The 12,528-nt window shown below is 61.3% G+C and carries 13 protein-coding genes; 7 read left to right on the top strand and 6 right to left on the bottom strand.

What is annotated here, in order from left to right; all coding sequences use genetic code 11:
• Positions 1-17: 17 nt before the first annotated feature.
• Positions 18-1,232, bottom strand: a complete 1,215-nt coding sequence (locus QRN54_RS00310) for an Ig-like domain-containing protein (RefSeq protein WP_058039295.1) — start codon at positions 1,230-1,232, stop codon at positions 18-20.
• Between the two features lie 297 nt (positions 1,233-1,529).
• On the opposite strand from QRN54_RS00310, the gene QRN54_RS00315 reads away from it, so the two are divergent.
• Genes QRN54_RS00315 through QRN54_RS00325 form a run of 3 tightly spaced genes read left to right on the top strand, consistent with a single transcriptional unit; the run spans position 1,530 to position 4,137 of the window.
• Positions 1,530-3,029 (top strand): SulP family inorganic anion transporter, encoded by a 1,500-nt coding sequence (locus QRN54_RS00315; protein ID WP_172827104.1) that lies wholly within the window; start codon positions 1,530-1,532, stop codon positions 3,027-3,029.
• Between the two features lie 35 nt (positions 3,030-3,064).
• Positions 3,065-3,490 carry a MerR family transcriptional regulator gene (locus QRN54_RS00320; protein ID WP_047269546.1) on the top strand — a complete coding sequence of 142 codons (426 nt, stop codon included), beginning with the start codon at positions 3,065-3,067 and terminating at the stop codon, positions 3,488-3,490.
• 26 nt (positions 3,491-3,516) lie between these two features.
• Entirely contained in the window at positions 3,517-4,137 is a 621-nt protein-coding gene (locus QRN54_RS00325; RefSeq protein ID WP_003945756.1) for an L-threonylcarbamoyladenylate synthase, read from the top strand.
• 34 nt (positions 4,138-4,171) lie between these two features.
• Here the strand turns inward: QRN54_RS00325 and QRN54_RS00330 are convergent, their stop codons facing one another.
• The 3 genes from QRN54_RS00330 to QRN54_RS00340 all read right to left on the bottom strand — a co-directional run bounded on the left by QRN54_RS00330 (position 4,172) and on the right by QRN54_RS00340 (position 7,980).
• A complete protein-coding gene (locus QRN54_RS00330) occupies positions 4,172-6,085 on the bottom strand; it encodes an alkyl/aryl-sulfatase (protein WP_285181416.1) in 1,914 nt (637 codons plus the stop codon).
• Between the two features lie 99 nt (positions 6,086-6,184).
• Positions 6,185-6,748: a TetR/AcrR family transcriptional regulator gene (locus tag QRN54_RS00335; protein WP_285181417.1), complete on the bottom strand. Its 564-nt coding sequence runs from the start codon at positions 6,746-6,748 to the stop codon at positions 6,185-6,187.
• Complete coding sequence (locus tag QRN54_RS00340; RefSeq protein WP_042920218.1) at positions 6,745-7,980, bottom strand: cytochrome P450; 1,236 nt, start codon at positions 7,978-7,980, stop codon at positions 6,745-6,747. The genes QRN54_RS00335 and QRN54_RS00340 overlap by 4 nt, the downstream gene beginning before the upstream one ends.
• A gap of 108 nt (positions 7,981-8,088) precedes the next feature.
• Here QRN54_RS00340 and QRN54_RS00345 point away from each other — a divergent pair, with 108 nt between their 5' ends.
• Positions 8,089-8,934 carry a glycosyltransferase family protein gene (locus tag QRN54_RS00345; RefSeq protein WP_285181418.1) on the top strand — a complete coding sequence of 282 codons (846 nt, stop codon included), beginning with the start codon at positions 8,089-8,091 and terminating at the stop codon, positions 8,932-8,934.
• A 113-nt stretch (positions 8,935-9,047) separates the two neighbouring features.
• Here QRN54_RS00345 and QRN54_RS00350 read toward each other — a convergent pair whose 3' ends face one another.
• Positions 9,048-9,206, bottom strand: coding sequence for a hypothetical protein (locus tag QRN54_RS00350; protein ID WP_156423205.1), 159 nt, complete (start codon positions 9,204-9,206; stop codon positions 9,048-9,050).
• Between the two features lie 205 nt (positions 9,207-9,411).
• On the opposite strand from QRN54_RS00350, the gene QRN54_RS00355 reads away from it, so the two are divergent.
• The gene (locus QRN54_RS00355; RefSeq protein WP_042452547.1) at positions 9,412-10,173 is read left to right on the top strand and encodes an SDR family NAD(P)-dependent oxidoreductase; all 762 of its coding nucleotides are present in this window, start codon (positions 9,412-9,414) and stop codon (positions 10,171-10,173) included.
• On the opposite strand, the gene QRN54_RS00360 is transcribed toward QRN54_RS00355, so the two are convergent.
• Positions 10,155-10,292 (bottom strand): hypothetical protein, encoded by a 138-nt coding sequence (locus QRN54_RS00360; protein ID WP_285181419.1) that lies wholly within the window; start codon positions 10,290-10,292, stop codon positions 10,155-10,157. The genes QRN54_RS00355 and QRN54_RS00360 overlap by 19 nt on opposite strands.
• Before the next feature lie 219 nt (positions 10,293-10,511).
• On the opposite strand from QRN54_RS00360, the gene QRN54_RS00365 reads away from it, so the two are divergent.
• Together QRN54_RS00365 and QRN54_RS00370 are read left to right on the top strand one after the other, a co-directional pair.
• A complete protein-coding gene (locus QRN54_RS00365; protein WP_047269548.1) occupies positions 10,512-11,456 on the top strand; it encodes an alpha/beta fold hydrolase in 945 nt (314 codons plus the stop codon).
• A gap of 262 nt (positions 11,457-11,718) precedes the next feature.
• Positions 11,719-12,492 carry a VOC family protein gene (locus tag QRN54_RS00370; RefSeq protein ID WP_042452552.1) on the top strand — a complete coding sequence of 258 codons (774 nt, stop codon included), beginning with the start codon at positions 11,719-11,721 and terminating at the stop codon, positions 12,490-12,492.
• The last annotated feature ends 36 nt before the right edge of the window (positions 12,493-12,528 follow it).

The following is a 12,528-nucleotide window of genomic DNA, read 5'->3' on the forward strand; positions in this document are numbered from 1 at the left end:
GTGAGGTAGGACCGTGATCACTTGCCACCGAGCGAACCCGTCGGCAGCTGCGGCAGAACGGACTCGAGGCTGCCGAGACCGCCCGGAGTGCCCGGATCGGTCGGGTCGGGATCGACCGGACCTGTGGTGTCACCGGTCACCGTGAGTACGTGTGCCGCCGACATGTACTTCGCCTCGTCTCCGGTAGCGGTGAATACTGCAGTCACGGACTTGGTACCCGCCTTACCGAAGGTGAGATCCAGGCGCGCAATACCGCGAACCACCGGCCGCGGGTCACCGACGGGTTTGCCGTCGACCATGAACTGTACTGTTCCCGTTGCGTTTTCCGGATCGACGTGAGAAGCAAAAGACACCTTGGTACCGGTCGCGGCGGTAGCCGGTCCTTCGAGCTTAGTCACGATGTCCGCGCCTGGCTCAGGATCAACGGGCCCCAGGTCCCCGTCGATCTTCGTGGATGCCAGGGCGCCGGCACCGGCATTGAGGGGGCCGGTCTCAGCGTCGCGCGGCGAGCAGGATGTGGGCGCCCAGATGGTTCCCGCGAGCCAGTGACCGACCTGAGGGAGGAAGGTCAAAAATGACTCCGGCCCACCGAAAGTACCTGCAGCACCGGAAGTCCGGACATTGGTTTCGACTGCGCCGGAAGGCCCGGCTTTCACGGTGATTCTGATCTTCGGAAAGACGATGTTCGTCTCGGCACCGGACTGAGCATTGATCGCCAGCCCACCGTGCGCACCCGACGACGATGACGGGCTGTTGCCGATCGCTTCGTTTGCGCCGGACAACCGGAGTATCGGACCGTCCGCTGCGGGAGCACCGTCTTCGTTGACACGAATCACCGAAGCAGGTTTCCCGGCAATAACATTGCCCGGATCGGTGACCGTCGCCGAAACGAACTCCGCGTTGGTCGGAATCGGCAGATCGATCTTCAGACGCGAGATCTTCTTGACGCTTGCGCCGCTCACATCGTTCGGGATCTGGACGCTACCCGGATCCACGTCGATGTCGAAGACCTGACCTGGCGCGACTACCGTCGGAGCCGAAACCCGCACCGTGGCAGGCTTTCCGTCTGACGAAGGACCGGAGAACGCACTCGGAACTGCGCGGCACGTGACCTGAAACGTTGTCGACGTGGTTTCTGCAACGGGCGCCGCGGTCGCCGGAATCACGGCCACAGCGGTTCCACCGGCAAGGAGGCCGGTAAGGAGCGCAGCATTCAGTAGGCGTTTTGACATGATGTCCTCTCGGAACAACCTGATTGACGTTTGCCGCCGAACTGTAACGAAGTCAGCGCCCGAGTTGATCCTTTTTCAATAAACAAAAACCACACAGTAGGTAAATGCTTGGTAAGGGTTACTGGTCGTCACATCTGACCTCCACCGCGAGCGTTGCCCCTCTCGATCAATCTCGCGATTCGAAATTCACTGCGGGGAAACACAATTCGACAGAAATCCGCGCCATAGTGAGAACTCCGTTCATACTCTACCTTTACAGGAGGGTAGAGTATGAGAACCTCGTCAGGACGGAATCTCATGGCAGTAACCATCGCTTCATCCACCAACGACAATTCGGTTCGGGCCGCGCTCCGGTCACCTCACCGTCTCAAAACGGAGGTTTTGGCCGGACTGGTCGTGGCGTTGGCACTGATTCCCGAGGCGATCTCGTTCTCGATCATCGCCGGCGTCGATCCGCGGGTAGGACTGTTCGCGTCGTTCACGATGGCAGTGACCATCGCCGTCGTCGGCGGACGACCCGCAATGATCTCCGCAGCTACCGGCGCCGTCGCACTGGTCGTCGCTCCACTGACGCGCGAGTACGGAATCGACTACCTGATTGCGACAGTCCTTCTGGCCGGCCTTCTCCAGATCGTGTTGAGCCTCCTGGGCGTCGCAAGGTTGATGCGCTTCATTCCGCGCAGCGTCATGGTGGGATTCGTCAACGCACTCGCCATCTTGATCTTCATCGCCCAACTCCCCCACCTGATCGATGTTCCGTGGCTCGTCTACCCACTCCTTGCAGTCGCACTTCTGATACTCGTATTCCTGCCGAAACTGACGAACTCCGTCCCGGCTCCACTGGTGGCAATCGTGCTACTGACAACCGCCACAGTCGTTTTCGCGTTCAATGTCCCCAACGTCGGCGACGAGGGCGAGCTTCCGTCGAGCCTACCGACGCTACTGTTCCCCGACGTCCCCCTGGACATGCACACACTGTCGATCATTGCGCCGTACGCATTGGCCATGGCGCTCGTCGGACTCCTCGAATCGTTGATGACGGCCAAGCTCGTCGACGACGTCACGGATACTCACTCGAACAAGACCCGAGAAGGGTGGGGCCAAGGCGTCGCGAACATCGTCACCGGCTTCTTCGGGGGCATGGGAGGGTGCGCGATGATCGGCCAGACCATGATCAACGTCAAGGTCTCCGGCGCTCGCACTCGAATCTCGACTTTCCTGGCGGGCGTGTTCTTGCTGATACTCGTCGTCGGCCTCGGCGATGTGGTGGCATTGATTCCCATGGCCGCATTGGTGGCCGTCATGATCATGGTCTCGGTCGGCACTTTCGATTGGCACAGCATCAATCCGAGGACCCTGCGCCGCATGCCGATCGGCGAGACAGTGGTCATGTTGGTCACCGTGGCAGTCACCGTCGCGACCCACAATCTTGCCTACGGCGTGATCGTCGGAGTGATCACCGCGATGGTCATCTTCGCTCGCCGCGTCGCGCATCTCACCGAAGTGATCGACGTCGCGCATCCGGACGAGGACACCCGTGTCTATGCGGTTCGAGGCGAACTGTTCTTCGCATCCAGCAACGATCTGATCTACCAATTCGACTACGCCGGCGACCCGAAGAACATTGTCATCGATCTGTCCGAGTCTCATGTCTGGGACGCGTCGACCGTCGCGACACTGGACGCCATCACCACCAAGTACGCGGCCAGAGGCAAGAATGTCGAGATCGTGGGGCTCGACGACGCATCGGCCGAGCGCCACCTGCGCCTGTCCGGTCGCCTGGGTGACGGTCACTGAGAGTATGGAAGCCCAGCGCGAGGAAAGTGGGAGTGATGTCTGAGCCGGAACATGCGGGCCAAGGGCCGAACATGCAGATCGGACAGGTTGCCGAACGCACCGAACTGTCGATCAAGACGATTCGTCATTACGACGAGGTCGGTCTGGTTACTCCGTCCGAGCGGAGCGCCGGAGGATTCCGCCTCTATACCGAGGCCGATGTCCAACGGCTACTGGTAATCCGACGAATGAAGCCGCTCGGATTCAGTCTCGAAGAAATGAAACAACTTCTCGATTCTCTGGCAGTGCTCGGCGACGAAGCTTCGGACGCGCCAACGCGCACCGCTGCAACCGAATTCGTCACCGACTGCCACACCCGGGCGGAAGAAAGCTGCACACACTTACGTAAGCAACTCGCCTACGCCGAAGAGCTGACGGGTTTGCTCGCCGACCACAGTCTCAACGGTGAACGGCATTCGTGATCTGCAAGCTGAACTAAGCTGAGTTGATGGCCCGATACTTCGACGTTCACCCGGAAAACCCGCAGCCGCGCGCGATCAGCCAGATCGTCGAAATGCTGCGCAACGACGCGGTCATCGCCTACCCCACCGACTCCTGCTACGCCCTGGGCGCCCGAATGGACAATCACTCGGGCACCGATCGGATCCGCGAGATCCGTCATCTGCGTTCGGACCATCACTTCACGCTGGTCTGTGCCGATTTCGCGCAGCTCGGGCACTTCGTCCACGTCACCAACTCGGCGTTCCGCGCGGTGAAAGCGGCTACGCCTGGGCAGTACACGTTCATCCTTCCCGCCACGAAGGAAGTTCCGCGTCGGCTGGCACACGCCAAGAAGAAGACCGTCGGAGTGCGTATCCCCAGCCACCCGGTAGTGCGGGCACTCTTGCAAGAGTTGGGTGAACCCATCCTCTCCAGCACCCTTCTCCTGCCCGGCGCCGAGGAACCGATGACGGACGGCTGGCAGATCAAGGAAGAACTCGACCACCAACTCGACGCCGTCATCGACTCGGGTGACTGCGGAACCGAACCCACCACAGTCGTCGACTATTCGTCCGGTGTTCCCGAAATCGTGCGCGTCGGCGCGGGAGATCCTTCTCGTTTCGAATGATCCCCCGCCCGGGCCACATCATGGAGTCGACCAGTCACGGCGTGACGATATCGAACCACAGATCGAAGTCCTCCAGCAGCGAGATGAACGTCTCCAGTTCGGACTGATCTCCCACAGCTTTTGCCGTTCCGGCCTTGATGGATTCGGTGAGCGAGGTCGTTCCCAGATACACCTCGTTGAACACGGCACGGGTCAAGGTCAGAGTCAGGGCGGCCGAAGCATCTGCCTTGTCCATGCCGTAGTTCAGCACGCCGTTGCGCACTGTGACCAGGACGTTGTCCGCGGTGTCGGACAATACGAATCGCAACGACAGGTCGACGTCGGCGGCCTTCGGGCCATCGAGGCGAACTGCCCAGAAATCCAGCATCTGTTCGAGCGGCATCACTGCGACCACGGCCGGGCCAGTGGGGTTGTTGGACGGCATCGGCGCCAGCGGATGCCGCAATTCCATCGCTCCGACCAGGTAGAAGTTGCGCCACGTACCGTTCTCGGCTTGGTAGCCGAGTTGTTCGTACGTGTCCGCCAACAACTCTCGCGCTTTCTGATTACTCGGATCGGCGAACACCAGATGGTTCACCAACTCCGCGGCCCAGCGGTAGTCTCCGTCGTCGAACGCCTGCTTGCCCTTGGTCAGAAGTGCGTCCGGCCCGCCGACGGCTTCGACGTAGCGCTTGCCGTTCTCCACCGGCGGATGGGGATTGAGATGAGCGGGAACGCCGTCGAACCAACCGAGATAGAAGGTGTAGATCGCTTTGACGTTGTGACTGAGCGAACCGTAGTACCCACGGTTGTACCACTGCTTTCCGATGGCGTCGGGTACCTCGATCTGGTCGGCAATCTCTACCGGTGTCAGTCCCTTGTTGGCAAGGCGCAACGTCTGATCGTGCAGATACTTGTACAGATCTGCCTGATCCGACATCAGCTTCAAGATCTTGTCGTTGCCCCACGTGGGCCAATGATGCTGCGCAAAGATGATTTCGACGTCGGGGAACAGTTCCATTGCCAGACGCACGTAGTGCGACCACGCTTTGGCGTCGCGAGTCTTGGCGCCGCGCAACGTGTATAGATTGTGCATCGTGTGCGTGACGTCCTCAGCTGACCCGAGCGCCTTGAAATCTGGTAAATAGAAGAGCATTTCGGATGGCGCTTCGGTTCCCGGCGCGAGCATGAACGTCACGCGCACACCGTCGATGACCTCTTCGTGCACCGGTTCGGTGATGACGTCGGTAGGCACGGCGAACGTCGAAGTGCCGTGCGAAGTGGACAGGCCGAGACCACCGGATACCTGCCCTTGTGGCCCCGGACGCAGGAACGATCCGTACATGTACATTCCGCGACGTGTCATCGCCGTGCCGGCAAGTACGTTCTCGGAAATCGCTTCCTCCGTGAAACTGTCTGGTGCGTAGACCTTTACGGCACCGGACTCGATCTCTTCGTCGGTGACAAATCCTTTGACACCGCCGAAGTGATCGCCGTGGGAGTGCGTGAAGATGATTGCCTTGACCGGAACCTTCGGGCGGTGCTGGTAGTACAACTCCAGCGCGAGAGCGGCTGTTTCCGCGGACATCAGAGTGTCACCGATGATCAACCCGGTGTCGCCCTCGATGATCGTCGTGTTCGACAAGTCCTGGCCGATCACCTGGTACAGACGATCAGCCAGCTTGAACAGTCCACCGCCCTTTCCCATCAAAGTGGCTTGGCGCCACAGACTCGGGTTGACGGTATCCGGTGCATCGCCGTCGGCGAACCCGTAGGCGTCGTACGAGAAGATGAACTGCCCTTTGTCACCTTTGACCAGTCCGCCATCGATGAGCGGTGCCACGAGACCTCGAGAAATCAGTTCGAAGTCGAAGGTGTCGTCGAAAGGAAGGTCACGGAGAACCTGGGCATTTGCCAGGCGAGTCGCTTCGGTGGCGGGCTTGGGGTCGAGTTCGGACGGTGTAGTCATCTTCTCTTACGCTCCTCGGGAACTCGCGGTGACCTGTGTCGGGATATCGGTTCATCCTCGATCCCCACGCAGCCCTCGCACATCACCCGGAAGGGATGATCAGGTGGCCCGTCCAGCAATCAACAGCGCAACGACGAACTCACGCACCAACGTCCGCTCGTCGTTCTCGTCCGCCCCCGGCACCATGAGCATCGAGAGAATCACTCGCACGATCCAGCGCGCCCGCGACGATGTGCCTGCTCCGAGTTCACCGAGCATCGCGACACCAAGTCCGTTGATGACGTCGGATGAATTGGCAAGTTCACCGGCAAGACTCGCATCACCCGGGGTGAACCATGCAGCCAACGTCGGAGTGCTGCGCACCGCGGACACTGCAGTGAGTATGGCCGTCTCCAGACGCTCACTCGGATCGTCGATGGTCGCTACCGATTCCGCGATCGCAGTTCCCAGCCTGCGAGCTTCGCGGTGAACGAACGCAACGTGAAGAGCCTGCCGATTCTCGAAGTACCGATACAAGGTGGCCCGGGAACATCCTGCAACAGAGGCTATCTCCGCCATACCGACCGCGTTGACGCCTTTCTCGACGAACAATTGTGCCGCACTGTCGAGGATCTTCTCGGCTGCCGCCAAGGCGCGCCCCTCGCCGAGCCAGTCGTTGCTCATGGCCGAGTCACCGACATCGGAGCCGAGAGCGGACGGCGCACGTAGTTGCCCGGCGCGTATTGCATCGCGTCGATGTCGACATGGAAGTCGGGAATCCGGGAAAGCAACTCTTCCAAAGCAACTCGCGCCTGCATTCGAGCTGCCGATGCGCCCAGACAATGGTGGGCGCCATGGCTGAAGGTGAGGATCTTCTGCGGTCGACGCAAGACGTCCAACTCCGCCGCGTCGGGTCCGTACTTCTCGGGATCACGATTGGCCGCACCGTACATCAGCAGAACCTTACGTCCTGCCGGAATCACTTTGCCACCCAAGGCCACATCTCGCGTCGTGGTGCGTGCCAGTCCTTGGACCGGTGAGGTGAGTCGAAGCAACTCGTCGACCGCGTCGGTGATCAATGCGGGATCGTCCAGCAGGATCTGACGCTGGTCGAGGCGTTCGGTCAGCATCGCCACCGAACCACCCAGCATTCCTGTTGTGGTGTCGTTTCCACCGGCCACCATGGTGAAGGCGAAGCCCAGAATCGACAGCAGGCCGGACATGTCGCCGTCTTCACCGAGTCCAGCGGCGAGTAGGTGCGAAATCGTGTCGTCACCCGGTTCGACCTTGCGGCGTTCGATCAGCGAAGCGAAGTACATCATCAGCTCACCGGTGGCGGCCTGCGCCGTCGTCGCTGCCGCGGCCACACCACCTGCCGAATTGGCAGCGACAATGGCTTCGGTCCAGCCGTCGAACTGGTCACGGTCCGATTCCGGCACACCCAGATAGTGTGCGACAACCATGGACGGCAACGGTTTGAAGAGCTCGACGACGATATCGCCGCTGCCACGCGCTTTCAGCGCCTCGATACGTTCGACGACAAATTCGCGAACCATCGGCTCGACCGCCGATACCTGACGCGGAGTGAAACCCTTCGACACCATGCGCCGGAACTCCGACTGCACTGGCGGATCCTGCATCACGAACGGCGGATTGTCCTGCATCCCGATCTGTTCGAGTTCACCGTAGACAGTGGTCAATCCCTTTGCCGACGAATACGTCTCGTAGTCGCGAGCGGCGTTGTAGACGTCTTCGTGACGGGTAAGCACCCAGTAGTCGTCCTGCGGCGCAGCTTCCGGCACAACGTTGTGCACCGGGTCGTTCTCGCGCAATGCGTCGTACATGGCCCAGGGCGAACGCCAGGACTCCCCGGTGGAAGGTACAAACCGTGGCGAATGTGACACAGAAGTTGTCATGACTCGACTATGAGACAAATAGCCGAATGTGTCAACGTTCTACGATCAACCGTTCCCACGAGCAGCATTGAGTAACTCGCATCCACGCAGAGCACTATCGTGTGTCGGGTGATCACGGATCCGAAGAATCATCCGAACAGCGCTGACGCCGGGCGCCGCGCCGTGGTTGCGGTCCTGCTCCCCCGCGAACATCTCCCCTTCATCAGAGACTGGTGCCTGCACCACATCGAGCAAGGCTGGGAGGTTGTTCTCTACGACAACACCGGTTCCGTCGGGTCCACCCGCAAGACAAGCGCATTCAGTCTCAACCGTTGGCACGGCCGCAGCGAGGACAAGAGAGGCAACTCTTACGGCGCCTTCACCCGATCGATGTCGGACAGTGAAGTTCAGGTCGCATTCCGCAAAGAACTGCACGACCTTCCGGTGACGATCGTCGACTGGCAACCGCGCGACGCGGACGGTCGGATCGTGCACGGACAGGTAGAGGCGTACGTCGATTACGTGAGCCGGTACCGCGACACCGTCGCATGGGCAGCATTCATCGACGCCGACGAATACCTCCAACACGCACCAGGATTGGACTGGGAGGTTCTACTTGCCGGCGTTACTCAAGCGGGTTCGCACCGCGTCGTTCTCGATGCTCTGGTCTACGAATCCAGGTGGACGCGCGACGGGCAATTGCGAGACGTCGAGGAATTGAAATGCCTTGGGCTACAGAGCCATGGTTGCAAGAACATACTGAGGCTGTCGGAGATTTTGCGAGCAGACGTCCACTGGGGATGGAAGACAAGCGAACCGGACAGCCTGGTGCGGCCCGACCGATCCCTCTTCTACTTCCGCCATTACCGCGGTTCGGAGGCGGCACTCGACTTCACTCCGCTGCCGAACTTCGGGCCCCAGGTCCACGAAGAAGGTGTGGATGTGCCGGCAAAGATCGACGTATCACAAAAATGAATGTGCCTGCAAGGCACAGGTATTCATCTGCAGGCAAACCTCCGGCCCGCATCCACGAAGGCAATACCTTCAGAATGCGGGCCGGGGGCCGTAAATCCGGTTCAGCGAAGCAATCAAGCCTTCGGCTGCGAGCTTCCTGCGCCACCAATTGCGCCGAGAAGACCTGCAACTGCGCCGATGCCGACGAGAACGCCGCCCAGGCCTGCAATGATCTTCTGGAAGTCGCCGAGAGTTGCGAGGTCCGTCTTGCTGCTGCCAGTGGTGAATGCCATGTCTAGCTCCTCATCATGGAATGTGTACGCGGTCCGCGCGCCCGGTATGTAACGGCGCTCACAATATACGTAAGACGACCGAAATTTGAAGCGGTGCCGCTGAGTGGGACGTAACTCACATCTCATCCAGCGGGAACCCACGAGTAACAATGCGCGATTCGGACAACGCTTCGGGAACCGTTGAATGACGAGCAGGAGAACAGCAGTGGGCAAGTTGGATGGAAAAGTGGCCCTGATCACTGGCGCAGGGCAAGGCGTCGGCCAGGGAGTTGCGTTTGCGCTCGCCAAGGAGGGCGCTTCCGTCGCGGTCGCGGGCCGCACTGAGTCGAAACTCGTCGTCACATGTAACGAGATCGCCGAACGCGGAGGCCGTGCCGAACCGGTGCTCATGGATATCGCCGACGCGGATTCCATCACCGGAGCCGTGGCGCGAACGGTGGAACTGTTCGGCGGCGTCGACATTCTGATCAACAACGCCAGCCTCAACCCGCTCGGCAACGTCCTCGACCTCACTCCGGAGCGCCTTGCCGACGGATTGACGTCCGGCCCCGTCGCGACTCTGCGAACCATGCAAGCCTGTTACCCGTTCATGAAGGAGCGCGGCGGCGGGGCAATCATCAACATGGTCAGCTCCGTGGCCGTCCGCTGGGACGCTGCCGGCTACGGCGGCTACGCGGCCGTGAAGGAATCCGTCCGAGCCCTCAGTCGCGCGGCAGCATGCGAATGGGGCGTCGACGGGATCCGGGTCAACGCGGTTGCTCCCCACGCGTCGTCGCCGGGGCTGCAGCGGTGGGCAGATGCACGCCCGGAGGAGGCTGCCGCCTTTGTTGCCGGGATTCCGCTACGGAGGATCGGCGACTGCGAAACGGACATCGGAACCGCGGTGGCTTTCCTGGTCGGCCCGGATGCCGCGTATCTGACTGGAGCAACAATTCCGCTCGACGGTGGTCAGTCGCGCTGGGGCTGAGAGCTGGCGTCGTCGAAGGCAAGCACCGCCGACTTGGCGTCGGCGATCGGGCGGCGGAAAACGAAACCGACCAGAACGGATGCCAAAACCAAGGCGGCCAGAACAATGAGCCCGACCATCCACCACATGGTTTTCAGTATGCCCGAACCGACCTCCGCCGGACGCGCGCCACGGCCGTCGGAAAGCGGCGACAGCCTCGAAAAGTGCTGAACACCAGTCAAATTCCGTTTTGCCTGTTTCCTGAGCTTCTTGAGAAGCCGTGATCGATGACACATATTCGGATCCCGAACCGGAACGAGTGCGTGACTACGACGACACCTCGGTGCATCCTGGCAGGTATGGAATCCGCTGTTTCGGCCCAACTCGTCGACGGAAGCACCCTCACACACCCGTGGGGCGGGACAAGCAACATCACCGATCTCGGCGGTGACGTTCACTGGATCGACTTCGGCGGTCCCAGCGGAGCGCCGCCCATCGTGCTCGTTCACGGTCTGGGCGGCTCGCACCTGAACTGGGTGCGGGTCGCACCGGCGCTGGCGGCGCGCACGCGCGTGTACGCACTTGACCTCGCCGGATTCGGACTCACCTCTGCCCGTGGGCGACACACCGGCGTCGACGCCAACGCAGTACTTCTGAATCGCTTTCTCGACACAGTGGTGGGTGAGCCCGCCGTCCTGTTCGGCAATTCCATGGGCGGAATGGTCTCGGCAATGTCGACCCATGCCAGTCCCGAATCAGTCGCCGGCCTGGTCCTGGTGGATCCGGCGCTCCCCCTGCCCGTCCAACTTCCCGATCTGACCGTCGCCGCCCAATTCGCGCTCTACTCGATGCCGTACGTCGGTGAGCAGGTTCTCGGCTTCGGACGCCGAAAGATGTCAGACCGGCAGTTGGCCGCTCAGATGACCAGATTGTGTTTTGCCGATCCGACGCGAGCCGACCCCGCGGTCCTCGACGCGGGCGCTGCCTTGACGGCGATTCGCCGCAACGAACCTACCCAGGATGCCGAATTCCTTCAGGCAGCACGGTCACTGCTGATGACCCTCGCCCGTCCTGCCTCCTATCGAAAGACATTGCGAGAGATCACGACTCCGACGCTCCTGATGCACGGCGATCGCGATCGGCTTGTCCCGGTCGAGGCCGCACGGGCAGCCGCTGCTGCACATCCACACTGGACCACCATCATTCTCGGCGACACCGGCCACACCCCACAATTGGAGATTCCGGACGAGTTCACCCGTCATGCGCTCGCGTGGCTCGATCGCACGGGGCTGATCAGGAGCTGACACGTACCAACACTCCCCGGTGGAACGCCCTTGCCGATCGAGCAAGTGCCCCATCAACTTCGGAGTATCAAGAACGATTCGGCGGTCGTCTACGTTGGCAGGTCCGGCCCACCGGGGAACGCGAAACGGACACATACCCCAAAGCTCTCGAACCCTGGGAATGTGTCGGGGTACGCGCGTAGCGTGAGATTCAGGCCTTCCTCGGCCAAGCATTTCCGCGTCCCCTGCTTGTGAATCCGTTTCGGTTAAGGAGAGTTTTCAGATGCCCGCACGCACAGCGCTCGACGGAACACCCTGTTGGATCGACCTCACCAGCTCCGACACCGAGGTTGCCAAATCCTTCTACACCAACGTGTTCGGCTGGCAGGCTGACACAAACGACGACCCGCAGTACGGCGGCTACGCGATCTTCAGCAAAGACGGGCAGCCCATCGCCGGGCTCGGACCCCAGCAGGAGGGAAACCCCTACGGCAACGTGTGGACCACCTACATCTCCTCGACTGATGCGGCAGCGTCGGCGTCCAAGGCCCAAGCCGCGGGCGGAACGATCATGATGCCGTCGATGCAGGTCGGTCCTCAGGGCAGCATGGCGATCGTGGGCGATCCGGCCGGTGCCGTCGTCGGCATCTGGCAGGCAGATCAGCATCACGGCTTCGGTTTGGTCGGCGAGGCCGGAGCGCCGGTCTGGCACGAGACCTTGTCCAAGAACTACGCCGCGGTCCTGCCGTTCTACACCGACGTGTTCGGCTGGACTTACGAGTCGATCGGTGACAGCGACGAGTTCCGGTACTCACAGGCCAAGCAGGGTGACACCGTCGTCGCCGGTTTGATGGATGCCAGCTCGTTCCTCCCGGCAGAGGCGCCGTCGTTCTGGCAGGTGTACTTCGGGGCGGACGACACCGATGCGGCCGTCGCCAAGGTCGTCGAATTCGGCGGCAGCGTCTTGCGCGATCCCGAGGACACGCCCTTCGGTCGTCTCGCGTCGGTGGCCGATCCACTAGGTGCCAAGTTCCAGATCTCCACGATCATGGAATGAATCTCCGCGCGGAGGCCGCACCGGTCCGCGGTCTCT

It is taken from the genome of Rhodococcus sp. MEB032, from assembly GCF_030208925.1.
In the GTDB taxonomy this organism is placed as follows: domain Bacteria; phylum Actinomycetota; class Actinomycetes; order Mycobacteriales; family Mycobacteriaceae; genus Rhodococcus_F; species Rhodococcus_F qingshengii.

Bases quoted from the DNA above. Each gene is read 5' to 3' on its own strand.
- QRN54_RS00310 (WP_058039295.1), bottom strand. From the start codon at position 1,232: ATGTCAAAACGCCTACTGAATGCTGCGCTCCTTACCGGCCTCCTTGCC.
- QRN54_RS00315 (WP_172827104.1), top strand. From the start codon at position 1,530: ATGGCAGTAACCATCGCTTCATCCACCAACGACAATTCGGTTCGGGCC.
- QRN54_RS00320 (WP_047269546.1), top strand. From the start codon at position 3,065: ATGTCTGAGCCGGAACATGCGGGCCAAGGGCCGAACATGCAGATCGGA.
- QRN54_RS00325 (WP_003945756.1), top strand. From the start codon at position 3,517: ATGGCCCGATACTTCGACGTTCACCCGGAAAACCCGCAGCCGCGCGCG.
- QRN54_RS00330 (WP_285181416.1), bottom strand. From the start codon at position 6,085: ATGACTACACCGTCCGAACTCGACCCCAAGCCCGCCACCGAAGCGACT.
- QRN54_RS00335 (WP_285181417.1), bottom strand. From the start codon at position 6,748: ATGAGCAACGACTGGCTCGGCGAGGGGCGCGCCTTGGCGGCAGCCGAG.
- QRN54_RS00340 (WP_042920218.1), bottom strand. From the start codon at position 7,980: ATGACAACTTCTGTGTCACATTCGCCACGGTTTGTACCTTCCACCGGG.
- QRN54_RS00350 (WP_156423205.1), bottom strand. From the start codon at position 9,206: ATGGCATTCACCACTGGCAGCAGCAAGACGGACCTCGCAACTCTCGGC.
- QRN54_RS00360 (WP_285181419.1), bottom strand. From the start codon at position 10,292: ATGGTCGGGCTCATTGTTCTGGCCGCCTTGGTTTTGGCATCCGTTCTG.
- QRN54_RS00365 (WP_047269548.1), top strand. From the start codon at position 10,512: ATGGAATCCGCTGTTTCGGCCCAACTCGTCGACGGAAGCACCCTCACA.
- QRN54_RS00370 (WP_042452552.1), top strand. From the start codon at position 11,719: ATGCCCGCACGCACAGCGCTCGACGGAACACCCTGTTGGATCGACCTC.